We start from the raw sequence: 22,529 nt of genomic DNA on the forward strand, positions 1-22,529 counted from the left end.
GCCCAAGGCGCAGGGCCCCCTCTGCGCCTGACATCCTACAGCACATGTTCAGGAGGCACCGACATGTCTGAACCCGTTGTGCTGCATCTGGATTCCGTGACCAAACGGTTCGGGTCCTTTGCGGCGAATGACAATATCTCCATCACGCTGCACCGGGGCGAGGTGGTGGCGCTGCTTGGGGAAAACGGCGCGGGCAAGACGACGCTGATGAACATCCTCTTTGGGCATTACGTGCCAGACGAGGGCGAGGTCTATATCAACGGCAGCAAAATCGCGCAGGGCAAGCCCAAGGAGGCGATTGCAGCAGGTGTGGGCATGGTGCACCAGCATTTCTCGCTGGCCAAGAACCTCACGGTGCTGGAAAACGTCATGACCGGGACCGAGCCGCTGTTGGGGTGGAAATCGGACACCGCCAAGGGCCGTCAGAAGCTCAGAGCGCTGGAGCAGAAATTCGGCCTGAGCGTCGATGCGGATGCGCGGGTGGGCGATCTGTCGGTGGGCGAACAGCAGCGGGTGGAGATCCTGAAGGCGCTATATAATGACGCGCGGATTCTGATCCTTGATGAGCCGACAGGTGTTTTGACGCAACAGGAAGCGGAGGGGCTGTTTCAGACCCTGCGGGTGATGGCACAGGACGGTTTGTCGATCATCTTTATTTCGCACAAGCTCAATGAGGTGATGAAGGGGGCTGACCGTGTGGTGGTGCTGCGGGCGGGCAAGGTGATCGCGGAGCGCGCCACCTCGCAGACCAGCAAAGAAGAGCTGGCCGAACTGATGGTGGGCCGCCGGGTGGAACGCCCGGTGCGCGAGGCCAGCACGCCGGGCGCGGTGGTGGTCCGGGCGCGCGATGTTGTGGTGCAGGCCGGAGCGGTGACGCGGTTGAGCGGGATCAGTTTTGACATCCGCGCCGGAGAAACGCTCGGGATTGTGGGGGTCTCTGGCAACGGGCAGGCGGCGCTGTGTGATCTGGTGGCGGGCGTGGTACCGGCCGACAGTGGAGCATTTGAGATCGACGGGCACCCCGTCGCGCAGCTGACACCGCGCGATCTGAGCGGCATGAACGTGGGCCGCACGCCCGAGGATCGCAACACCCAAGGTGCCGTCGGAGAGCTGACCTTGTGGGAAAACGCGGTGCTGGAGCGGATCAGCGATCCGCGGTTTTCACGCCAAGGGTTTCTGAGAAAGGCCCCGGCGCGGGCCTATTGTCAGGCGTTGATTGAACGCTTTGACGTGCGCGGCGGCACCCCAAACAGCCGCATCAGCCTCCTGTCGGGGGGCAATATGCAAAAGCTCATTCTGGGGCGCAGCCTCGTGCAGCGCCCGGTGTTCCTGTTGGCGGCGCAGCCGACACGCGGGCTGGATGAGGGCGCGATTGCCGCCATTCACGAAGATATCCTTGCGGCGCGCAAGGGCGGCACGGCGGTGCTGCTGGTGTCAGAAGATCTCGACGAGGTGATCTCGCTCTCGGATCGGATCATGGCGATCCACGCCGGGCAGTTGTCGCCGGCGGTGGATGCACAGGGCGTGGATGCGCGCCAGCTTGGCCTGATGATGGCCGGGGAATGGGGAGGGATGCGCTGATGCGGATCGAACGCAGGCAAAACCAGCCAAAGGCGCTGTTGATCGTGGCTCCGATGCTGGCAGTGCTGGCGGCGCTGTCGCTGGCGGGAATTTTGATTGCACTGGCGGGCGTGCCGGTGCTGGCGGCGTATAAATCGCTTTTTGTGGGGGCCTTTGGGTCCAAGTTTGCCATCACCGAGACCCTGACACGGGCCACGCCCTTGATCGTGACCGGGCTGGCGGCGGCGGTCGCCTTTCGCGCGCGGATCTGGAATATCGGCGCGGAGGGGCAGTTTTATATGGGCGCGCTGCTGGCCACGGTATTTGGCTTTCAGAACTTTCTGGGCCTGCCGTCCTTTGCGCTGATCCCTGCGCTGTTTCTGGCGGGTGCGCTGGCCGGCATGGTGATGCTGGTGATCCCGCTGGGGCTGCGGCTGCGCTTTGGCGTTGACGAGGTGGTGACGACCCTTCTGCTGAATTTCGTGGTGCTGTTGTTTGTGTCGATGATGCTGGATGGCCCGATGAAAGACCCGCTGGCCTTTGGCTGGCCGCAATCGGTGCCGATTGTCGACGAGGGGCTCTTGCCCAAAATCATCGAGCGCACACGCCTGCATCTGGGGCTGATCATCGCGATTGCGGCGGCGGTGCTGATCTATGTCATCAATGCCTTTACCGTCTTTGGGCTGGAGGCCAAGGCCGCCGGGTTCAACCCCGCCGCCGCCAAATTTGCGGGCGTGCCGTTTCAGATGACGCTGATCAAAGTGGCCTGCCTGTCGGGCGGTCTGGCGGGGCTTGCGGGCGCCATCGAGGTGATGGGCGTCAAGGGGCAGCTCTCCAATGATCTGTCGGCGTCCTTTGGCTATACGGGCATCGTGGTGGCGATGCTGGCGAGCCTTAATCCCATTGGCGTGATCTTTGCCGCCATCTTTACCGCGATGATGTTTGTCGGCGCAGAGAGCATGAGCCGCAGCTTTGGCATCCCCAGTTTCATTGCGGATGTGGTGGTGTCGCTGTCGCTGCTGACGATGCTGGTGGCGATCTTTTTCTCCAACTACAGGATTCGCAAATGACTGATATCTTTGACATCCTGTTTACGGTTGGCCTGTGGTCCTCGGTGCTGCGGATCGCAACGCCGCTGATCTTTGGCACGCTGGGAGCCCTTCTGTGCGAGCGGGCAGGGGTGCTCAATCTCGGCATCGAGGGCATCATGACCTTTGGGGCGATGATCGGCTGGCTGGCGGTGTTTCAGGGCGCGGATCTGTGGGTCGGGCTGCTGGTGGCAGCGCTGGCGGGCGCGCTGTTTGGTTTGTTACATGCGGGGCTGACGGTGACGCTGGGGTTGTCGCAGCATGTGACGGGGCTGGGGATCACCCTCTTTGCGTCGAGCTTTAGTTACTACATCTTTCGCATCGCGATACCGGCACAGAACACGCCGCCCACGGTAGAGCCATTTCAGCCGCTCGATATTCCGGTGCTGTCGGATCTGCCCTTTGTGGGGCCTGCGCTGTTTAGTCAGACCGCGCCCACCTATCTGGCCATCGGCATTGCAATCTTCCTTGCGTATTTCCTCGCCCGTACGCCGATGGGGCTGGCGGTGCGGATCACCGGTGAAAACCCCCATGCCGCCGAAGCGCAGGGCGTCGATCCAATCCGGGTGCGCTATGGTGCGGTGATGGCGGGCAGTGCGCTGATGGCGGTGGGCGGCGCGTTTTTGACGCTCTCGGCCTTTAACAGCTTCTTTCCGACCATGATGCAGGGGCGGGGCTGGATCTGTATTGCGCTGGTGGTGTTTTCCACGTGGAAACCGGGCCGTGCCATTCTGGGCGCGCTGCTCTTTGCGCTGTTTGATGCCTATCAGCTGCGGTTGCAGAACGTGCTTGGGCAGGTGGTGCCGTATCAGATCTTCCTGATGATGCCCTATCTGTTGTCCATTCTGGCGCTGGTCATCATGTCGCGCAGTGCGCGTGTGCCGCAGGCCTTGATGCAGCCTTATCGCAAGGGAGAGCGCTAGGCGCTTGATATTGCAGTTGACGCCAGCCGCCGCACGGCGTTCTCTGTCGCCGAGACCGCACGGAGGCGGCGGTCAGCACGATAAAGCGGCAGATGATGCCAAGACCGGGCTGTCACAGACCGGAACGGAGGACCCACCCATGACCAAGTTTTTCAAAACACTCTCAGCCACGCTGGCGGCTGGTGTGATGCTCGCGGGCACCGCCCAAGCCGAGACCCGCGTGACCTATAAATCCGCCAAGAGCGGGTCGTCCTATTACCAGATGGGGGTCGAACTGGCTGAGGCGATGAAAGCGGGCACCAATGGTGATATCATCGTTACCATCGAGGAAAGCCAAGGGTCCACGCAGAACGTCATGGAAGTGCGCGCGCGCGGTGGCGATTATGTCTTCACCACGCCGCCGGTGCTGGTGTCATTGGCACAAAAGGGCAAAGGCCCGTTTGATGGCAAATCCGCGCCGCAGTTTGATGAAATCCGCGCGCTGTTCCCGATCCCGTCGCTGACCATGCATTTTGTGATGGCAGGTGAAGGCGGTGCCGCCTCGCTTGACGATCTGGAGGGGCAGACGCTCCTGTTGGGCAAAGGCTCCTTTGGTGCGACCGAGGGCGAGAAATACCTGACCCTCTTTGGTCTGGCCGACAAGGTCGAGATCGCGGATGCGGAACTGTCGAATGCGGTGGCGGCGCTGAAGAACGGCCAGATCGGGGCGTTTGTGACCGCAGGGTCCTTCCCGGCGCCGAATGTGGTTGAGGCCGCAGCCTCTACCCCGGTGCGGCTGGTGTCGCTGACGCCCGAACAGGTGGCTGAGACCAAGCGCACCAAGCTGGTGATCCCGGCGGGCACCTATGCGGGCCAGACCGAGGATGTGACCACCACCTCGCTGCCGGTGGCGGCCTTCACCACCACCAAGATGGACGAGGACACCGCCTATCAACTGACCCGCACCTATTGGGAACAGAAGGCCGAAATGGCGGATACCTCAGCGTGGTGGAACGGTGTCACCGAGGAGCTGATGGCCAATATCACCACGCCGCTGCATCCGGGTGCGGTGCGCTACTACGAGGAAGCAGGCTTCACCCTCTCTGACGCGCAAAAGTAATAGTCGACTGTCCAGCGCGCTTCGGGGTCGCTATCCCTGCAGCGCGCTGTTTCTTTTGAAGGCCCCCCGATGACACATTTACCAAAAAGCCGCCTTGCGGCTGGCTTCTGGCTGCTGCTGGCCGCAGGGCTGGTGGCCTATCACCTCGCGCTTGTGTTTGCGGGGATCGTGCCGAACCTTGTGAGCCGCCCCCTGCATATGGCGTTTATCCTGCCCTTTGCGCTGGTCTTTGGTGTCACCGCAAAGGGGCGGTTTTATTCGGGGGTTGTGCTGGCCGTGCTGGGCACGGGCGCGGCGATCTGGGTGGCGCTCAACGCGGATGCCTTGGGCGATCAATACGGCTTTCTTGAGGGGCGCGGGCAGGTGGTCATTGCGGTGATCCTCTTGGCTGTGGTGCTGGAGACCGCGCGGCGTGCGATTGGCTGGCCACTGCCGGTGGTGGCGGCGCTGGCGCTTTTATACGGGCTGTTTGGGCAGCATATTCCGGGTGAATTTGGCCATTCGGGCACCCCATTGGAGAGCTTTCTCGGCACGCTCACCATTGCCGAAGGCGGCATCTGGGGTTCGCTGACGGGTGTGTCGGTGGGCGTGGTGTCGATCTTTGTGATCTTTGGCGCGGTCCTGAACGCGGGCGAAGCGGGGCAGGGGTTTATGAATGTCGCGGGTGCGGCGGCGGGGCGGCTGAAGGGCGGTGCGGCCAAGGTCTCGGTGATTTCCTCGGCGCTCTTTGGGTCCATTTCGGGATCGGCCTCGGCCAATGTGGCCTCAACAGGGGCGATCACCATGCCCGCGATGGTGCGGCTCGGCTATCCCAAGCGACTGGCGGCGGCGGTGGAGGCGGTGGCCTCCTCGGGCGGGCAGATCATGCCACCCTTGATGGGGGCCGGGGCCTTCGTGATGGTAGAGCTGACGGGCGTGCCTTACACGGCGATCATGGCGGCGGCGGTGCTGCCGGCGCTGTTGTATTTCCTCGCGGTCTGGGTTGGTATCAATGCCTATAACCGCCGCTTTGACCTCAAGGGCGTGCCCGAAGAAGACCGCCCCAAACGACGCGATGTGATCGTGACCTCGCTGTTTTTTCTCGTCCCGTTCAGCGTGCTTTTGTGGGCAATGTTCGGGGCCGGGTTCACACCGGAGTATGCGGCGGCGCTGTCGGTGCTGGCGGGGGCGATCCTGCTGCTGTTCAACGCCGAGATGACGTTTAAGCCGGGCCAGATCCGCGACCGGGCCTTGGCGGCGCTGCTCAATGCGGCGCGGCAGGTGTCGATGATCGCAGCCATTATCTTGTGTGCATCGATCATCATCGGGGTGCTGTCGATCACCGGGCTGGGGGTCAAGATCACCTCGTTGATCATCCAAGGCTCCGGCGGGCTGCTCTGGCCGTCCTTGCTGCTGACGGCACTGGCCTGTCTGGTGCTGGGCATGGAGGTGCCGACCACGGCGGCCTATGTGATCTGCGTGTCGGTGGCGGGACCTGCGCTGACGAAACTGGGGCTGGAGCCGTTGCAGGCGCATCTCTTTGTGTTCTGGTTTGCGCTGTTGTCGACGATCACGCCGCCGGTCTGTGGCGCGGTGTTCATTGCGGCGGGCATGATTGGCGAGAGCTGGCTCAAGGTGGCGCTGACGGCGATGTCGCTGGGGGTTGGTCTCTATCTGATCCCGCTGGGGATGGTGGCGAACCCGGCGATCCTGACCTTGGCCGATGATCCGCTGGGGGCGCTGTTGGCGCTGCTGCGCATGGGCGTCGGCCTGACGCTGGTTTCTGCCGGGCTGATTGGCGCGCGCGGCGTGCTGGGCACGGTCGGGCTTTGTGCGCTGGGGCTGTTGGTCACGTTTTCGGGGCTGTGGATTTAGCGCGCACGTTTGCAGCGCTCGGAACAATAGCGCACCTCATCCCAGATCTTCGCCCATTTGCGCCGCCATGTGAACGGGCGCTGGCAATGGGCGCAGATCTTGCGGGGCAGATCGGATTTCTTGCGCATCTTCATGGGGCTAGCTCTCGAACGGCAGGCTAAGCTGGTTGGGAGCGGACCGTGCCCCCTGTTGCGTATCCTTGGTTTTGCGGCGCATTGGTTTGCGGCTGGCGTGTTTGGCAAGGAGGCCTTTGGCCTCTTGGCGGAAGCCGCCAGAGCGGCGCACCGCCCAGATCTGATCGCGGGCCGCGCGGGCGGCACTCAGGTGATCGATGATGGGGTGCGGATAGGTCTTGCCCAGCACCGCAGAGGCGTTTTCAGCCTTCCATGGCTCTTGCAGGTGGTGGTCGGGGATGGCCGCGAGTTCCGGCACCCAGCGGCGGGTAAACGCCCCGGTGGGGTCTTGGTCCTTGCCCTGTTTGACCGGATTGTAAATGCGCGGCGTGTTGATGCCGGTGGTGCCTGATTGCATTTGCACTTGACTCCAGTGGATGCCCGGCTCGTAATCGGTAAAGCGACGCGCCAGCACAAGGCCGGGCGCGCGCCAATCAAGCCAGAGATGATAGCTCGCCACCGACATCACCATGGCTCGCATCCGAAAGTTGAGCCAACCGGTGGCGTTGAGGCAGCGCATGCAGGCATCCACAAAGGGCAGGCCGGTTTCACCCTCGGCCCAGGCGTGCAGGCGGGTGCTGTCTGGGGTGGTGGGGCGCAGGCCGTCATAGGCACGGTGCATGTTTTCATGCTCGATGCGCGGCTCATCCTCGAGCTTTTGGATAAAGTGGCAGTGCCAGTGCAGCCGCCCCATAAAAGAGCGCAGCGATTGCTGCCAGTTGCGCGGCAATTCCGGGTCGCTTTGGCGCTGCCACGTGGCCTGCGTTACCTCCCGCAGCGACAGGCTGCCCCATGCCAGATGCGGCGAGAGGCGTGAACAGGCGCGCGCCCCCTGAAGCGGCGAGGACATCGCCCAGCGGTAGGGCTCTGCCCGCGTGTTGAGGAAGGAGCGCAAGCAAGACTGCGCCACCGCCCGTCCGCCCGGTTGACGGTCGGGGCAGGGGTCCTGCGCCAGATGCAATGCGCGGGCGGTCGGGATGGTGCCGAGATCCAGATCAAGCGGGGCAAGGGCGCTGGCCTCTGCAAGAGGTTCCGCCATAAAGCGGTCCCATGTTGTGGCCCAGCCATCGCGCGAGCGCAGGCGGCGATGGACACCGTTCTGGCGCAGCTCTGTCCAAGGGAGCGCATTGTCACGGCACCATGCGCCGACGCGCAGATCGCGCTGATAGGTCCAGGCGTTACCGGTTTCCTCATGCGACCAGAGGGCGGTGGCGCCATAGTGCTGGACCATATCGCGCAGCACCGAGACCGCATCGCCCACCCGCACCACCAGAGGCTGACCAAGGCGGGCAAGATCCGCGCGCAGGCTCTTGAGGGTTTCGGCGATAAACGCCCAGTGCCTGGCAGAGCTGTCCGCCAGCGCCCATAGCTCCGGTTCGACAATATAGAGCGGCAGGACCGGACCGCGCTGACTGGCTGCCGCCAGCGCGGGATGATCCGCGACCCTCAGGTCTCTTTTGAACCAGACGATATGCACGCGATGCCCCTTTGACCTCCGTCGGAGGAGATACGGCGCGGGGGCGGGGATGGATGAGTTTTCCCCCGCCCCGTTGTGCGGGCAGCGTGGTCAGGCGGGACCGATCAAACCAATCCGGCCAGCCAGAGGTAGAGCGGCAGGCCCAGCGTGATGTTGAACGGAAAGGTCACCCCCAGCGACAGCGTCAGATAGATGCCGGATTCCGCCTGTGGCAGGGCAATCTTCATCGCTGCGGGCACCGCGATATAGGAGGCAGACGCCGAGAGCACCATCAGCAGGAACAGGCTGCCGGTCTGCAGCCCAATGGCCGTGCCAAGCGCCATCGCCAAGAGCGCGCCGACAATGGGCATCATCAGACCGAAGGCAAACAGCCCGGCGCTGAGCAGATGCCGATTGCGCAGCAGGCTGCGGCCTGCGGACAGCCCCATATCCAAGAGAAACAGACACAGGATGCCGGTAAAGGGCGTCACCACAAAGGGGGCGATCATCTCCATGCCTTTGTCCTGTGTGAGCATTCCGATCACAAACGCGCCGGTCAGCAGCACCACGGAGCCATTGGCAAAGAGGTCACGCATCGGCACCGCGCCAGCCTCTTTGGTGCCGCTGAAACGATGCGCGATCCACAGTGCAGACAGAATTGCGGGCACCTCCATCGAGGCGGCGACTGCGACCATATAGCCATCAGAGGCAATCCCCGACAGATCCAGCAGGCTGGAGGCGGCGACGAAGGTGACAATGGAAATCGAACCATAATGCCCCGCAACCGCTGCCGCATTGAGCGGGTTCAGTCGCGTTATGCTGCGCAGCAGCGCATAGGCGATAAAGGGCAGCAGAAAGGACAGCACCAACCCGGCGCCGAGGGCGGCAAAGACATCGGCGCTGAGCCCGTGTTGAGCAAGGCTGTGACCGCCCTTAAACCCGATGGCAAGGAGCAGGTAGAGCGACATGAATTTGGCGGCGCCTTCGGGAATCGACAGATCGCTGCGCACTGCCGCCGCGATCAGCCCCAACACAAAGAACAGGATTGTGGGCACCATGAGGTTGCCGATCAGGCTATGGAAGATTTGCGTCATCTGAGGCTCCGAATGTTCAATTCGGCCCCTGTTGCCTGAAACGCTCGCATAGCTAAAATACAAAGAACAAGTAAGATACATATCTTGAGGCTATGAATGAGACCCACCCTGCGCCAGATGCAATATATCGTCGCGGTTCATCAGCTGGGCAGCTTTGGTCTGGCGGCAGAGGCCATGCATGTGAGCCAGCCGAGCCTGTCGAACCAGATCGCCGCAGTGGAGGCGGAGCTGAAGATCCGGCTGTTTGAACGGGGACGGGGCGGGGTGCAGACCACCGCCAAGGGGCTGGAGTTCATCACCCGCGCCCGCCGTATCCTTGCGGAGGTGGAGACCCTGCGCGGGGTGATGCAATCCGACGTGGCCTTTGGCGGGCGGTTGCGGCTTGGAGTGTTGCCCTCAATCGGGCCGTATCTTTTGCCACAGGCCATGAAGGCGCTTCACCAAGAAGAGCCGGATCTGCGGGTGATCGTGCGCGAGGAAAACACACTGAACCTCGATGAGGGCATCCGCAACGGGCGTTTTGATGCGATTATTTCAACACCGGAGGATCATCCCAACACCCACCAGCACCCGCTGTTTCTGGAGCCGCTCTGGGTTGCCGTGGCGCGCGATCACCCGTTGGCGCGCCGGGATGGCATCGGGCCGGAGCAGTTGCAGGGTCAGCGGCTTTTGACGCTGGACACCGGTCACCGGCTGGCCCGGATTGTATACGGGATTGCGGGGCTCAGCGGCGGCATCGTGTCGGATGACTACGAGGGCACCAGCCTTGATTCCATTGTCTTAATGGCCGCGACCGGCGCGGGCATCGGCATTCTGCCCGACCTTTTTGCGCGCAGACAGGCGGTGCACCGCAGCGAAGTGCATGTGATGCCGCTGCGGATGCAGGACGCCAACCGCACCATCAGCCTGCTGTTGCCGCGTGATCACGACAAAGGCCCCGAACAGCCTCTGGCCACAATCCTGCGTCGCTCTGCGCGGGAGCTGACCTTGCAGGTGATTGAGAGCTGAAGTGCGCGACATGCGCGCGCAGAGAAGGGAACTGAGCAGATTGTGATACGTTGAAACGCTGAAACTGCGCTAAGATACGCCGTATTCTAAGTTATGGAGATTGCCGATGCTGACTCGACGCCATTTTATTGCCACTTCTACGGCATTGTTTTCGGCCCCCCTGACCGCCTATCCCGCGCTTGCGGCGGGGCGGCCCAGTGCGGCACAAATGAACGCGTGGGACAAGCGGGTGACCCCAGCCGGGTATGATGCGGCCACCACAAACCCGTGGGGGTTCCATCCACGGTTTCTGCCGCAGCGGGTTAAGGCCAATGACGGTTTGGTGCCCGGCGATATCCATGTGGATGCGGTGGCGCGCTACCTCTACCACATTGAGGAAGGCGGCACTGCGATGCGCTACGGCGTGGCGATTGCGCGCGGCAATCTTTATGAACCCGGTGTCTATGCCATTCGTCGCAAGGTGAAATGGCCCAATTGGACGCCGACACCTGCGATGATCAAGCGCGATCCGGCGGCATATCAGCAATATGCCAACGGGATGCCTCCGGGGCCGAAAAATGCGCTGGGATCACGTGCCCTCTATCTGTTTGAAGGCAACCGTGACACCTATCTGCGCATTCACGGCACGCCCTATCCCAATTCAATTGGCGGTCGGGCCAGCTCTGGCTGCGTGCGGATGGTGATGGCGCATATCATCGACCTCTATCCGAATGTGACGATCGGCTCGACGGCGCATCTGTATTCGGCCGAGGACAGCGTGACCTCGGCCTGATTGGGGACGCCGCGCGGGGGTTACTCGGCGCGGCTCACACAGATCGGGTTGCCCTTTGCCGTGCGCAGGGGCAGGAGCGTGCTTTCAACCGGACCACGGTGAACATACCAATAACAGCCGTCTGCCTCTTGCAGGCGGGCGGTTGTGAGATCCTGCGCGGGTGCGGCAAGGGCCGCCACCTCTTCGGGCAGCGCGCCTACGGTACCTGCGCCATCGACACAGGCGCCCAGACCAAGCAAAATGGCCCCGATTACACTAATTCTACTCTTCACGATCTTTCCCTTCTGACTGGTCTGTCCCCCATAAAAGCCGCGTGAATGAGCGAGGGGGTCGGCTCCACATTGGCACCCTGATCGGCGCGGCGCAACATTGCTGCAGGGGGCGGGGAGATCTGTCGCAGGGTCAGTTGCTGATCGGCGAGCGCCTGTGCCACCGCTGGCGCATGGGTAATCAGCAGGATGGATATGGCCGCGCGCTGTTTGAGGTCGCTTAGGGTTTTGATGACCTCAGCGGCCGCGCATTGATCCAGCGATGAGGTGGGTTCATCGGCAATGATCACCTGAGGTTGCACCAAAAGCGCGCGCGCAAGGCAGAGCCGCTGCGCCTCGCCGCCCGACAGATCCCGTGTGAGACGCGCTAGGAAGGGGGCATCCGTCGGGAGTGATACTGCGGTCAAAGCGTTGCATATCGCGGTGAGCGTTGCGGGATCGCTGTGACGGGGGCGCAGGAGCCAGCGCAGGCGACCCTGCGAGAGGCTCAAGGCCTCGGCCAAGGTCTGAGCGACGGAAAAATGCGCGGTCAATGCGCGGTGCGGAAATTGCGAGACATAGCCGATCTGGCAGGGGCAGGGGCCGGGACAAGGACGGGGGCTGGGGCGGGCAGGGCGTGTCGCCTCGGACCAGAGGATCTGACCGGATTGGAGCGGCTCCATCCCTGCGACAAGTCTGGCGAGCGTGGATTTCCCGCAGCCGCTTGGACCCAGCACCGCCAGACATTCCCCGGCGCGCAGGCTGAAGCTCAGGTTGCGCAGTACCGGACGCGCGCCATAGCTATGAGAGAGCTGATGCACCCGCAGCACATCGGGGCCTGAGGGCGCTGCTGCCGTGCCCGGCGCAGTGTCACGTGGCTGCTGTATCATTGCGCGGCTTTTGGGATGCTGCGGCTGTTGCTGAAGGTCGCGGGGCGTACCGGTTTCAACGATGCGGCCTTGATCCAGAACGGCGATGTGATCGCAGACGGACAGCGCCAGCGCGGGGTCATGGGTGATCAGGATCTGCGCCCGTTGCGCGCGGCCATGCGCCATTGCCTTGACCGTCAGCGCCTGATTGGCCGGGTCCAGCGCGGCGGTGGGTTCATCCAGGATCAGGCATTTTGGCTTTGGCAGCAATGACAGGGCAATCAGGACGCGCTGGACCTCGCCACCACTGAGATAGGCGGGCCGGCGTTCCAACAGTTCGGGCGGCAGATTGAAGGTCGCAAAGACCTGTTCGGGGGTGATGTCGGTGATCTGGTGCAGCGCCAGCACCTCGGCCACATGCGCCCGCATGGTAAGCTGCGGGTTGAGCGCGTCGCTCAGGCTTTGAGTGATCAGCCCGATCTGGTTGCCCCGAAGGTGGCGCATTTGTCCAACAGAAGCGCTGAGCACATCCGTACCCGCCACAATCGCCTGTCCCGACCAGTGAAACCCGCGATGGCGCGCTTTGTGGCGCAGGGTGCGGCTGGGCTGGCCTTCTAACAACCGCAACAACAGGCGCGCGAGGCTGCTTTTCCCGGCACCAGACGGGCCAAGCAGCGCCAGTGTTTCGCCCGTGGCGACGCTGAGATTGATGTCTTGCAACAGGGCCGTGTCGCCCACGCTAAGGCTGAGATTGCGCAGCTCGATCATGGGTTTGCTCCTTGTCTCAGCCGCGCGTGGCGCTGTTGGCGTTGATCCAGTGTGGTCAACACCAGCAAGAACCCCGTCAGACAAAGCGCAGGCGGTAACAGCAGCCATTGCCACGCAGGCGTGTGTAGATAGCCGGTCGCGTCTTGCAACATGCTCCCCCACGTCAAAAGATCGCCAGCCGTTAGTCCCAAAAAGGCCAACCCGGCCACGCGCATCACCGCCTGCACCACATTTTGCAGATATACGCCGGTGAGCGTGGGCAAGATTGCGGGCAGAATGTGGTGGAGCAGAAGATACGGCCAGCTTGCCCCCATGTGGCGCGCAAGGCGGATGTTCTCGCGCCCTATCTCGCGCAGCAGGACAGAGCGCAAAATCCGCACATCGTCATGCCATGTCAGCACCGCCATCAGCAGGATGATCTCAGCCGCGCCCGGTTGGTGCCACGCTGCAACTAGCAGGAGCAACAGGATCGAGGGCACAATCTCTGCCATATCAGTCAGATGCAGCACCACCGCGCGGCCCTTTTTTGGAAAGACAACCGCCAGTCCGGCCATGGTGAGGCCAATCAAGAGCGCAAGCGCTGCCGTCAGCAGCGCCAGCCCAACCGTCACGGGGGTTGCGCGCAGCAGGCCCGTGAGCACGCTTTGGCCAATGTCGTTGGTGCCAAGCCAATGGCGCGCAGAGGGCGGTTGCAACGTGTCGGTGCTGGTCACATAAGCTGGGAGCAGCGCGTCCGATGCGGCGATCAACAGCGTCAGGATCACCACGGCAAACAGACCCAGCACCTGCCGTCTGTAGCGCGTTATCGTTTGAGGTATTCGGGGCGTTGGGGCACTCATATCCGCTACCCTCGGTGGGCCAATATGTCGGTCAGCGCATCAAAGATCCAGTTCAGGCTCAGCACCAGCGCCGCGAGCACCGCAATTGCGCCTTGCAGCAGGGCATAGTCGCGATCGAGCACCGCCTGATAGGTCAGCGAGCCGACACCGGGATAAGAGAAGATCACCTCGACAAAGAGGCTGGCCGTAAAGAGCGTTGCGACCGACTGACTGAGCCGGGCGCAGATGACTGGCAGCAGATTGCGCCCGTAATAGTCGCGCCGCTCGCGCCACCCAGAGATGCCACGGCTGCGGGCGTTGATCACAAAGGCCCGGCGCGACAGCCCCGCCGCCTCGCCCCGCACCACAAAGAAATAGCGCACCACCTCATGCAGCGCCAAAGCACAGGCAGGAAGAAGGGCGTGGCGGGCGATCTCTCGGGCGTGAGGCCACGGGGCCTCTGCGGGAAACAGCGGCTCTGCGCCGCCTGTTGGCAGGATCGGCCAGAGGATCGCAAAACACAAAAGCAGCGCCATTGCCGTCACAAAGGGCGGCACACTGGCCAGCAAGCTCATCGCGGTGGTGATGATCCGGTCAAGGCGCGCGCCGGGGCGGCGGCCTGCTTCGATGCCAAAGATCACGCCGACACCCAGAAAAATGGGTGTTGCCAGTGCGATCAATAGCGCGGTCCATGGCAGGGCGTCGGCCAGCAGGCGGCTGACAGGCGCGCCGTGCAGGTGTGAATACCCAAAATCGCCGCGCAGCAGCCGCATGAGGTCGCGGCCGACCTGTTCGATCAGGGTGCCTCCAAGGCCCAATTGATCCCGCAAGGCGCTGCGTTCGCTCTCCTGAAGGTCGCGCTGAACGTCGGAATCCATCAGCACATCCAACGCGTCCCCCGGCAATAACCGGGGCAGCACCGACATCAAGACCAGCAGGAACACAAAGACCGCAAGGCGTTGCAGCAAACCGCGCAGCAGGGCCGCCGCCTTGCCACGCGATATGCCAATGCCCGCTTTGGGCCGCATGGGACCATGCCCTCGCGTGCGCGCATTCATTCCTCTAGCAGCATGTACTTATGCGTTGCGACAGGAATGCCGAGGGTGAGACCGTCGTCAAAGAACCACGGTTTGCTATCCGCATCATGCGCAATGGTGCGAGACACATTCAGGAGCATAATCGCGGGCAACTCTCTGGAGTAAAGGTGCTGAAACTTCGCCAGAAGGGCCGCGCGCCTATCTGGGTCCAGTGCGCGCGCCTGTGCCTCGGCCAGCTGGCGCAACGTGCCATCACCCCGATATTGTTCGTTGTTCCAGCGGGTGCCAAACACCCGTTCCAGAATGGTGACCGGATCGCCCAGGGTGCTGCCACCTGCAAGGATCAAATCGTAATCCTCGCCCGGTTTCATCTTGCGCAGAGCACCGCGTTCCAACACGCGGATCGAGACATCGAGGCCAAATGCGTCCAACTGATCCTTGATCACCTGCGCCAATGCCTGCTCTCGTCCGCTGGTGATCAGGCGCAAGGTCACGGGGCTGCCGTTCTCAGCCCATCGCCCGGACGCCTCATCACGGCTCCAGCCTGAACGCATCAACAAGGCTGCGGCCTTGTCCGGGTCGTGGTTATACTGCAGCACGGTCTCAGCGTTGAACCAAGCGGAATTGTCCTGCAAATAGCCAAGGCTGGCGAGCGTTGCGCCCCCACGATAGGCGATGTCGATCAGCGCCTGACGGTCCAGAATGAAGGCCAGCGCCTGCCGTCGCTGCACAGATGAGAACAGCCCCGCGTGATCGAACCGCAGCTTGATCGGGTGACCTGCGGGAGACATGTCCACCTGCAAATCATGCTGCTTGGCATAGTCCACCAGACGAGTGGGCAGATCTGAAATCACGTTCACCTGACCTTTGGCGGCGGCCTCAATGGCGGCCTCGGGTTGCAGTTTGGCAATCAGGACTTCGTCGTATTTCTGCGTGCCGCCATAGTAATTTTCGACCGCAGAAAACACATAACGCCCCTTGGCGCGCTCATGGTTGCTGAGCCGATAGGGGCCAGAGCCGATCATGGCGCGCGGGTCCGAAAAGCTGCGCGGATTGTCCTGCCCGCGATAAATATGCTGTGGCAGGATCGGCAGGCCCACCAAAACGCTGGAGACAAAGCCTGCGTCAGGTGCGTTGAGCGTAATGCGCAGATCATCAGGCGACAGCGCCTCTATGGCGCTGACATTTGCCAGCGACACAAACGGGTGCGGATGCTGCGCCATATACTCAAAGGTAAAGGCCACATCGGCGCTGGTGATATCGGTTCCGTCGTGCCAGCGGGCCTGTGGATCAAGCGTGAGCTCTACGTGCAGGCCATCCTCAGACACCTGCCAGCTGCTGGCCAGTTCAGGCGCCAAGGCGCCGGATTTATCCTGCCCCACAAGGTTGTCGAACACAAAATGGGTCAGCATGTAGCCAAGCCCGCCGCGCGCTTGCAGATAGGGGGTGGCCAGACCCCAATCGGTGTTGCTGTTGGAAATCACCAGTCGTTTGGTTTCGGCAGGGTTTGCCATCGCCAGCGGGGTTTGCGTCGCCATAACCAAGCACAGGCCAAACGCGCGCAAAATGGGTCTCAATCGGTGTCCCATGAGGTCCTCCAATAAATGTCGTCAGGAAATGGGGCTAGCGATTGAGGGCTGGCTCAGAATGTGGGGGTATCCAGCCGATGGTTGCATCGGGGATATGATCAAGCTGTGGCACATAGGGTTTGATATCGATCACCGCGGTGCCGTCGATACAATCCAGTCCCTCCACCTGAAGTATGTTCTGATCATGCGCGATCCGTCGGGTCACACTCATCGCAATCGGGTTGGGGCGGTTTGGCGTGCGGCTGGCAAACACCCCGCGCTTGCTGCCGTTGCAGCCCGTGGCATCCAGATGTGGTTTACGGTTCGACAGATGCAGCCAGTAGAACACAATAAGATGCGAGGCGAGGTGAATATTGTGCAGTCCGGCGGCGTAATGTGGGAGCAATTCAATATAACTGGTGCCATCATTGCCCATCAAAGAGGCCGGACACTCCGCCAGCGTTTCAAATCCCGTGCGCAAATAGCCAATCGGGTCCAGTTGAATGCAAGGGGGGGAGGGGTTTGTCATCGGGCCACGTCCAATCAAATTTGGGAGCGGCTCAATCCTTACGGGTTCTCTCGCCTTTTCAGAAGTTGCGTCATCTGCACTCCACACATGCGCCTGACGTCATGTCTGATCGAGATCGGGTTCTGTCAGCTTGGCCTGAGCACAGATGTCACGCAGGGTCAGACGCATCCAGCGGTGCAGCGGGTCCGCATCAAAGCGTGGATGCCATAACATCGAAACCGTGATGCCGGGCACCGCAAAGGGCAATGCGCCACACACCATATCGCGGCGCAGGTTGCGGGTGTGAAGGGCTGGGACCGTCGCCACCAGATCGGTACACCGCGCCAGCGATAAGGCAGCGGCAAAGCCGCCGACCACGACCTTCGCACTGCTGCTGTGGCCCAGATCTGACAAAGCCTTGTGGATCGGGCCGCGACGCTGATTGTCCGCATCGGTATGTCGCGCCACATCAACATGTTCGCACTCTGCATATTGTGCGGTGGTCAGCGCTCTCGCTGCGAGCGGGTGGTCTGCGCGCATCGCGTAGACAAAATGATCTTTCATGAGCGCCTGGCTTTGAAAATTTGGATCGGTCTTGGCGCTGATGACTCCCGTCTCAAGATCGACATTCCCGTCCCGCAGCGGGCGATTATTGTCGGCTTCTTTTTGTACAAACCGCAACCGGACCCCCGGTGCGTCAGCGGCCAGCTGTGTAATCAGAGCGGGGCCGAAGGTTTCCACAAAACCGTCGCTGCTCCGCAGGGTAAAAATCTGCGAGACGGTTTGCAGATCGACGTCATGCATGGGGCTGAGGGCCGCCTCAATGTCCTCGACAAGCTGGGCCGTGACCTCCCGCAACTCAAGGGCACGCGGGGTCGGCACCAGTTTGCGGCCCGTGCGCACCAACAACGGATCGCCCGTGGTGTCACGTAGCCGCGCCAGTGCCCGGCTCATCGCGGACGGGCTGAGTTGTAAGCGATTGGCAGCACCCAGTACGCTGCCTTCTTTCAGCAGGGCATCAAGGGTGATGAGGAGGTTGAAATCAGGACGCGAGGGCAATGGCAAACACAAAATCAGAATTAAGATCCCGTCACGTTAGCACCCGTGGAGCGGATGGCCAACGGGGCCGGTGATGGTGCGACGGTTGGTCGTTGTGCATACGCAAAATGGATGTAATGTTGATTATGTTATAAGTGCTTATCTTGCAGCGTTCGCAGGTGCAGTCAGCGATATGCGAGCGGTAGACCTTGCTGGGACAGAGGGGGTGCGGGTGTTTCATCCTTCGGTCTGCCACGGCCTCTATGCAAGTGCCGCGTGTTGGGGCATATAGCTCCTGAACACGCCGCGTTTCATGTTGATAGCGCAGCATTGTCATCCGCGCTCAGGAGCCAGCTTGCCGTGCCCCGATCCGCTACCCAGCCCGACGCCATCACCGAGAATATGTCTTTTCTCTTGGTGGAACTCGACGGGCAGCTCTCGCGCCTCATTGCCTATTTCGAAGCCCCCCGCAGCGAGGTCGCCGCGCAGTTGATGCAGCGCGCAGGCTATTCGAGCAACCTTGCCGGGCGGGTGCGCAAAGCCTGTCTTGCCGCGATGCTGCACAAGAAGACCAACGAGGCGCGACGGCTGCGCCTGCAGGGTATCGACGCGGTCGCGCGCAACCTCGACCTGCTGTCGCGTCTCGGTCGGCGCGGGGTGGATCAGGCAGAGCGTACGCGCAAAGTGAAGCTGCTGCGCGCCGACACCTATGTGCCCCCTTTGCGGCTGGTGCGCCGCACGGTCGCCCGCGTGCAGGACGCACTCGACAATCAGGACAGCAAGCTGGCGGTGAAAATCGGCCAGACCCGCGGCGAGATCGCCACATTCCACGACCGCCTGTTTCGCACCTACACCCGCGACATGGCCGAGACAAGACACACCGAAGATCTCGCCTATGCGCTGCTCACGCTGAACGAGGTCTCGCGCATGGGCGAGGCGTTGGAGGCCATCTCAGAAGCGCTTTTGTCGATCAACATCGGCCAGACTGTGCAGTTTGAACGCTATTTCACCCTGCGCAGTGTGCTGGCGGGCGTGGCGCGCGACGACGATGAAGAGATCAGCCTGAAGCCGCTGGCCGAGACCCGCTCCGGCTCGGCGATCTCCAGTGTCGAGATGCGCGACCGTAAGGGGCGTTCGGTGGCGGCGGTGTTCAAGGACGGCGATAAGCGCAAAGTGAAAGAAGAGCGCGTTGGGGTCAAAAGCTGGAACTCGGTCTATCCCGGCCTTGCGCCAGAAATCCTGTCCTATGAAAAGAACGGCCAGTCCGCCGCGCTGCTGATCGAGCACCTCGATGGCGAGACCTTTGAGGATATCGTATTGGGCGGCAGCGATGCGGCGCTGGCAACGGCGCAGTCCGCGCTGCACAAGACCGTGCGCGACATCTGGCGCACCACACTGACGGACGAGCCGGCGCGGATGGGCGCGATGGACCAGCTGGCCAAGCGGATGAAGGATGTGACGCGGTTGCATCCCGGTCTGGTGCCCGGCGCGCAGGGGATCAACGGGACCACGGTGCCGGGTCTGGCCACGCTGATCGCACGCGCGCAGACGCGGGAGGCGGCGCTGACTGCGCCGTTCTCTGTCTATATCCACGGTGATTTCAACCTCGACAATGTGATCTTTGATCCGGTCGCGGGCAAGATCCGCTTCATCGACCTGCACCGCTCGCGCTACATGGATTACGTGCAGGATGTGTCGGTGTTCATGGTGTCGAATTACCGCCTGCAGGTGCTGGACCGCGCCACCCGCGCCCGCATCGGTGGGGTCGCCGTCGCCATGCATCAGATGGCGGAGAAATTCGCCCGGCGTCAGAAAGACGGCACGTATCACTATCGTCTCGCGCTGGGGCTGGCGCGCAGCTTTGCCAGTTCGACGCGGTTTGTCGTCGACGAAGATCACGCGCGACGGATGCTGCTCCGCGCCCGCTATATCCTAGAGACCGCGCTGGCTGTGCCCGAGGGGCGCGAAGCGCGGTTCAAACTTCCCGTGAAGGACCTCTTTCATGACTAAACGCATCGGGGTGATTGGCACGCCCGGAAAATGGTCCACCGAGACCCTGGCCGACGCCTTTGCCGAGCGTAGCGGATACCGTCAGGTGATCGACATGGGGAAGGCCATGTTGGACCTCGAAAAAGGGCAGCTGATTTGTGACGGGGTGGATCTGTGCCAGCTTGACGGGCTGGTGCTGAAGAAGGTGGCAGAGGACTACAGCCCCGATGCGCTCGACCGGCTTGAGATGCTGCGCGTGGTCGAGGCGGCTGGGGTGCGGGTCTTTTCCCCTGCCGAAAACGTCATCCGACTGATGGATCGCCTCGCCTGCACAGTCACCTTGCGCAACGCTGGCATCCCGATGCCCAAGACCGTCATCACTGAGGATGTGGACGCGGCTCGTGGCGCCTTGGGCCGCTTTGGCGCGGCGGTGTTCAAGCCGCTGTTTTCCACCAAGGCGCGGGGCATGGTGCTGCTGGACGCCGAGGCCCCCGATGCCGATGCGCAGATCGCCGCCTTCAAGGCCGCCAACCCGGTGATGTATGTTCAGCAAAAGGCTGATCTGTCGGGCGAAGACCTCGGGATGGTCTTTCTGAACGGTGAATACATCTGCACCTACGCCCGCGTCAGCCAGTCCGGCGCGTGGAACACCACGATCCATTCGGGCGGCAAATACGCGCCCTTTGACCCGTCGCCGGAGCTGATCGAGCTGGGCCGCCGGGCGCAGGCCCCCTTTGGCCTGACCTTCACCACGGTGGATATTGCGCTGACGCCTGAGGGGCCAATCGTTTTCGAGGTTTCGGCCTTTGGCGGCTATTCCGGCGCGCAAAAAGGCTGTGGCATCGACGCGGCGGCGCTGGTGGCGGCGCACGTATTGGCGGAGGTTTCGCGATGACCTTGTCGGACATTCTCGCTCATCTCGACCTGTCTGCGGCAGGCGACGCGCCCTTTGGCCTGTCTGTGGGCCATGTGTCGCTGACGGTTCACGCGCCAGAGCCGCTGCGTGCCCGGCTGATCGCCTATTTCGGCGAGACGATCACCGCGCCCGGCGGCGGCGCGCCGGTGCATCTGCTGGAGGGGCAGAGCCTTCCGCAGGAGCCCGACTGGATCGACTGGCAGCGCGAGGGTGGCAAGAGCGGGCGCAAGGATGCGGTGTGCGACCTTGGGGCTGCGCGGCTGATCCGCAAGGTGCGCAGCGGTGTGACCGTCGTGCAAGCGCCGGGTGTGGCCATTGCGCTGGGGGCGCTGGCCGATAATGAGAGCACCGTCATCAACTTCATCAACACGCAGGTACTGAATGCCTGCCTGCGCCAGGGCTGGCAACTGGCTCATGCGGCGGCGGTGACGGATGGCGCGCGCACGCTGGCGATCTCCGGCCTGTCGGGCGGCGGCAAGTCCACGTCGATTCTGCGGATGATGGATCTGCCCGGCACGCAGTTCCTGTCCAATGATCGGGTGCTGATCCAAGGCGGCCCGGCGCGCGCACTTGGCATCCCCAAGCATCCGCGTATCAATCCCGGCACGATCCTCGGTAATCCGCGCCTGCACGGCATGCTCTCTGAGGCACGCAAGGCCGAGCTGCGCGCCCTGCCACCCGCCGACCTTTGGGAACTGGAAGAAAAATACGATTTGATCGTGCCGGAGGTCTACGGGTCGGGGCGGATGCGCCTTTATGGGCCGCTGACCGATTTCTGGGTGCTGAACTGGTCGCACGACAGCGACCAGCAGACCCGCGTGACGCCCGTCACACTGGCCGACCGACCAGACCTGCTGAGCGCCATCATGAAAAGCCCCGGCCCCTTCTACCAGCACGCCTCCGGCGCGTTTGAGCCAAACGGCAACAGTCCTGATCCCGCGCCTTACATCGAGGCGCTCAACGGGGTGAGGGTGTGCGAAGTCTCCGGGCGCATCGACTTCGACGCCATCGCTGCGGCGGGCAAGGCGCTGTTTCATGCCTAAAAGCTATCATGCCTTTTTTCGCCACGGGGCCTACCACCAGTGGGCGGACGTGCCCTCGGCCCGCCAACCTTGGGCGCTGAGCGATGAAGGCATTCAGCAAGCGCGGGCGGGCGCGCGGATCCTGCATGACATGCTGGTTGAACAGGATCTGATGCTTGCGCCTGTGGCGTTTTGCTCGCACCAGTTGCGCGCATGGCAGACAGCGGATCTGCTGATCGCCGCCTTACGGGACCTCGGACACGAAATTACCGATCTGAAGGAGACGTCTGCTCTGGCCGAACGCGGGCTGGGTTCCGCCGCCAATCTGAGCGTTGCGCAGATTGAACAGGCGCTTGCGGCCGATCCGCGCCACGACGCCCCGCCCAACGGCTGGAAGTCCGACAGCGACTATTGCCTGCCGCTCGAAGGGGCCGAGAGCCTGATGATGGCCGGGGCACGCGTTGCGACCCATCTGGAACACGGTGGCCGGCCGGACCGCGTGACGATCCACGTGGGCCATGGGGCGTCTTTCCGCCACGCCTGTTACCACCTCGGGCTGCTGTCTCGCGACGACATCGCGCGGTTTTCGATGTTTCATGCCCGACCGTCACTGATCTGTCATGAGACGGATGGTACATGGCGGTATTTGGCAGGTGCGTGGAAAATCAGGGAACCAAAGTCCGAGCCGAAGGATTGACCCTGTAAGCAACATGGGGGCCCC

At 62.5% G+C, this 22,529-nt stretch carries 21 protein-coding genes; 11 read left to right on the plus strand and 10 right to left on the minus strand.

Annotation, left to right across the window (positions count from 1 at the left end; genetic code table 11):
• Nucleotides 1-63 precede the first annotated feature (63 nt).
• The 5 genes from UB90_RS09270 to UB90_RS09290 all read left to right on the plus strand — a co-directional run bounded on the left by UB90_RS09270 (nt 64) and on the right by UB90_RS09290 (nt 6,524).
• Nucleotides 64-1,581 carry an ABC transporter ATP-binding protein gene (locus UB90_RS09270; protein ID WP_065325148.1) on the plus strand — a complete coding sequence of 506 codons (1,518 nt, stop codon included), beginning with the start codon at nt 64-66 and terminating at the stop codon, nt 1,579-1,581.
• Nucleotides 1,581-2,630, plus strand: a complete 1,050-nt coding sequence (locus UB90_RS09275; protein ID WP_065323498.1) for an ABC transporter permease — start codon at nt 1,581-1,583, stop codon at nt 2,628-2,630. Before UB90_RS09270 ends, UB90_RS09275 begins: the two co-directional genes overlap by 1 nt.
• Nucleotides 2,627-3,571, plus strand: coding sequence for an ABC transporter permease (locus UB90_RS09280; protein ID WP_065325147.1), 945 nt, complete (start codon nt 2,627-2,629; stop codon nt 3,569-3,571). Before UB90_RS09275 ends, UB90_RS09280 begins: the two co-directional genes overlap by 4 nt.
• A 139-nt stretch (nt 3,572-3,710) precedes the next feature.
• A complete protein-coding gene (locus tag UB90_RS09285; protein ID WP_065325146.1) occupies nt 3,711-4,670 on the plus strand; it encodes a TAXI family TRAP transporter solute-binding subunit in 960 nt (319 codons plus the stop codon).
• Between the two features lie 69 nt (nt 4,671-4,739).
• The gene (locus UB90_RS09290) at nt 4,740-6,524 is read left to right on the plus strand and encodes a TRAP transporter permease (RefSeq protein ID WP_065325145.1); all 1,785 of its coding nucleotides are present in this window, start codon (nt 4,740-4,742) and stop codon (nt 6,522-6,524) included.
• Here the strand turns inward: UB90_RS09290 and UB90_RS22435 are convergent.
• The 3 genes from UB90_RS22435 to UB90_RS09300 all read right to left on the minus strand — a co-directional run bounded on the left by UB90_RS22435 (nt 6,521) and on the right by UB90_RS09300 (nt 9,247).
• Nucleotides 6,521-6,658: a DUF2256 domain-containing protein gene (locus UB90_RS22435; protein WP_074712631.1), complete on the minus strand. Its 138-nt coding sequence runs from the start codon at nt 6,656-6,658 to the stop codon at nt 6,521-6,523. The genes UB90_RS09290 and UB90_RS22435 overlap by 4 nt on opposite strands.
• A gap of 4 nt (nt 6,659-6,662) precedes the next feature.
• Nucleotides 6,663-8,174, minus strand: coding sequence for an FAD-binding domain-containing protein (locus tag UB90_RS09295; protein ID WP_065325144.1), 1,512 nt, complete (start codon nt 8,172-8,174; stop codon nt 6,663-6,665).
• A 104-nt stretch (nt 8,175-8,278) separates the two neighbouring features.
• Nucleotides 8,279-9,247: a sodium-dependent bicarbonate transport family permease gene (locus UB90_RS09300; RefSeq protein ID WP_065325143.1), complete on the minus strand. Its 969-nt coding sequence runs from the start codon at nt 9,245-9,247 to the stop codon at nt 8,279-8,281.
• Between the two features lie 96 nt (nt 9,248-9,343).
• Between UB90_RS09300 and UB90_RS09305 the strand changes: the two genes are divergently transcribed.
• Both UB90_RS09305 and UB90_RS09310 read left to right on the plus strand, forming a co-directional pair.
• A complete protein-coding gene (locus tag UB90_RS09305; RefSeq protein WP_065325142.1) occupies nt 9,344-10,255 on the plus strand; it encodes a hydrogen peroxide-inducible genes activator in 912 nt (303 codons plus the stop codon).
• 106 nt (nt 10,256-10,361) lie between these two features.
• Nucleotides 10,362-11,027 carry a L,D-transpeptidase gene (locus UB90_RS09310; protein ID WP_065325141.1) on the plus strand — a complete coding sequence of 222 codons (666 nt, stop codon included), beginning with the start codon at nt 10,362-10,364 and terminating at the stop codon, nt 11,025-11,027.
• A gap of 20 nt (nt 11,028-11,047) precedes the next feature.
• On the opposite strand, the gene UB90_RS09315 is transcribed toward UB90_RS09310, so the two are convergent.
• From UB90_RS09315 to UB90_RS09345, 7 genes are all read right to left on the minus strand, one after another.
• The gene (locus tag UB90_RS09315; protein WP_225265214.1) at nt 11,048-11,278 is read right to left on the minus strand and encodes a hypothetical protein; all 231 of its coding nucleotides are present in this window, start codon (nt 11,276-11,278) and stop codon (nt 11,048-11,050) included.
• A 17-nt stretch (nt 11,279-11,295) separates the two neighbouring features.
• Nucleotides 11,296-12,912, minus strand: coding sequence for an ABC transporter ATP-binding protein (locus UB90_RS09320; RefSeq protein WP_065325140.1), 1,617 nt, complete (start codon nt 12,910-12,912; stop codon nt 11,296-11,298).
• Nucleotides 12,909-13,751: an ABC transporter permease gene (locus UB90_RS09325; RefSeq protein WP_081285550.1), complete on the minus strand. Its 843-nt coding sequence runs from the start codon at nt 13,749-13,751 to the stop codon at nt 12,909-12,911. Before UB90_RS09325 ends, UB90_RS09320 begins: the two co-directional genes overlap by 4 nt.
• Nucleotides 13,752-13,756: 5 nt before the next feature.
• The gene (locus UB90_RS09330; protein ID WP_081285554.1) at nt 13,757-14,758 is read right to left on the minus strand and encodes an ABC transporter permease; all 1,002 of its coding nucleotides are present in this window, start codon (nt 14,756-14,758) and stop codon (nt 13,757-13,759) included.
• 26 nt (nt 14,759-14,784) lie between these two features.
• Nucleotides 14,785-16,356 carry an ABC transporter substrate-binding protein gene (locus tag UB90_RS09335; RefSeq protein WP_081285551.1) on the minus strand — a complete coding sequence of 524 codons (1,572 nt, stop codon included), beginning with the start codon at nt 16,354-16,356 and terminating at the stop codon, nt 14,785-14,787.
• Between the two features lie 34 nt (nt 16,357-16,390).
• Complete coding sequence (gene tsaA / locus UB90_RS09340; protein WP_065325138.1) at nt 16,391-16,864, minus strand: tRNA (N6-threonylcarbamoyladenosine(37)-N6)-methyltransferase TrmO; 474 nt, start codon at nt 16,862-16,864, stop codon at nt 16,391-16,393.
• 99 nt (nt 16,865-16,963) lie between these two features.
• Entirely contained in the window at nt 16,964-17,902 is a 939-nt protein-coding gene (locus tag UB90_RS09345; protein ID WP_227512033.1) for a LysR family transcriptional regulator, read from the minus strand.
• 339 nt (nt 17,903-18,241) lie between these two features.
• On the opposite strand from UB90_RS09345, the gene UB90_RS09350 reads away from it, so the two are divergent.
• Genes UB90_RS09350 through UB90_RS09365 form a run of 4 tightly spaced genes read left to right on the plus strand, consistent with a single transcriptional unit; the run spans nt 18,242 to nt 22,505 of the window.
• Nucleotides 18,242-19,891, plus strand: a complete 1,650-nt coding sequence (locus UB90_RS09350) for an aminoglycoside phosphotransferase family protein (protein ID WP_227512032.1) — start codon at nt 18,242-18,244, stop codon at nt 19,889-19,891.
• A complete protein-coding gene (locus tag UB90_RS09355; protein ID WP_065325135.1) occupies nt 19,884-20,765 on the plus strand; it encodes a GAK system ATP-grasp enzyme in 882 nt (293 codons plus the stop codon). Before UB90_RS09350 ends, UB90_RS09355 begins: the two co-directional genes overlap by 8 nt.
• A complete protein-coding gene (locus UB90_RS09360; RefSeq protein ID WP_065325134.1) occupies nt 20,762-21,829 on the plus strand; it encodes an HprK-related kinase B in 1,068 nt (355 codons plus the stop codon). Before UB90_RS09355 ends, UB90_RS09360 begins: the two co-directional genes overlap by 4 nt.
• Nucleotides 21,822-22,505 (plus strand): histidine phosphatase family protein, encoded by a 684-nt coding sequence (locus tag UB90_RS09365; protein ID WP_065325133.1) that lies wholly within the window; start codon nt 21,822-21,824, stop codon nt 22,503-22,505. Before UB90_RS09360 ends, UB90_RS09365 begins: the two co-directional genes overlap by 8 nt.
• The last annotated feature ends 24 nt before the right edge of the window (nt 22,506-22,529 follow it).

The sequence above is a fragment of the Tritonibacter mobilis genome (assembly GCF_001681715.1).
Classification (GTDB): Bacteria; Pseudomonadota; Alphaproteobacteria; order Rhodobacterales; family Rhodobacteraceae; genus Epibacterium; species Epibacterium mobile.

Bases quoted from the DNA above. Each gene is read 5' to 3' on its own strand.
- UB90_RS09280 (WP_065325147.1), top strand. From the start codon at position 2,627: ATGACTGATATCTTTGACATCCTGTTTACGGTTGGCCTGTGGTCCTCG.
- UB90_RS09290 (WP_065325145.1), top strand. From the start codon at position 4,740: ATGACACATTTACCAAAAAGCCGCCTTGCGGCTGGCTTCTGGCTGCTG.
- UB90_RS22435 (WP_074712631.1), bottom strand. From the start codon at position 6,658: ATGAAGATGCGCAAGAAATCCGATCTGCCCCGCAAGATCTGCGCCCAT.
- tsaA (WP_065325138.1), bottom strand. From the start codon at position 16,864: ATGACAAACCCCTCCCCCCCTTGCATTCAACTGGACCCGATTGGCTAT.
- UB90_RS09325 (WP_081285550.1), bottom strand. From the start codon at position 13,751: ATGAGTGCCCCAACGCCCCGAATACCTCAAACGATAACGCGCTACAGA.
- UB90_RS09305 (WP_065325142.1), top strand. From the start codon at position 9,344: ATGAGACCCACCCTGCGCCAGATGCAATATATCGTCGCGGTTCATCAG.
- UB90_RS09365 (WP_065325133.1), top strand. From the start codon at position 21,822: ATGCCTAAAAGCTATCATGCCTTTTTTCGCCACGGGGCCTACCACCAG.
- UB90_RS09320 (WP_065325140.1), bottom strand. From the start codon at position 12,912: ATGATCGAGCTGCGCAATCTCAGCCTTAGCGTGGGCGACACGGCCCTG.
- UB90_RS09300 (WP_065325143.1), bottom strand. From the start codon at position 9,247: ATGACGCAAATCTTCCATAGCCTGATCGGCAACCTCATGGTGCCCACA.
- UB90_RS09270 (WP_065325148.1), top strand. From the start codon at position 64: ATGTCTGAACCCGTTGTGCTGCATCTGGATTCCGTGACCAAACGGTTC.
- UB90_RS09310 (WP_065325141.1), top strand. From the start codon at position 10,362: ATGCTGACTCGACGCCATTTTATTGCCACTTCTACGGCATTGTTTTCG.
- UB90_RS09335 (WP_081285551.1), bottom strand. From the start codon at position 16,356: ATGGGACACCGATTGAGACCCATTTTGCGCGCGTTTGGCCTGTGCTTG.
- UB90_RS09285 (WP_065325146.1), top strand. From the start codon at position 3,711: ATGACCAAGTTTTTCAAAACACTCTCAGCCACGCTGGCGGCTGGTGTG.
- UB90_RS09360 (WP_065325134.1), top strand. From the start codon at position 20,762: ATGACCTTGTCGGACATTCTCGCTCATCTCGACCTGTCTGCGGCAGGC.
- UB90_RS09330 (WP_081285554.1), bottom strand. From the start codon at position 14,758: ATGCGGCCCAAAGCGGGCATTGGCATATCGCGTGGCAAGGCGGCGGCC.
- UB90_RS09355 (WP_065325135.1), top strand. From the start codon at position 19,884: ATGACTAAACGCATCGGGGTGATTGGCACGCCCGGAAAATGGTCCACC.
- UB90_RS09275 (WP_065323498.1), top strand. From the start codon at position 1,581: ATGCGGATCGAACGCAGGCAAAACCAGCCAAAGGCGCTGTTGATCGTG.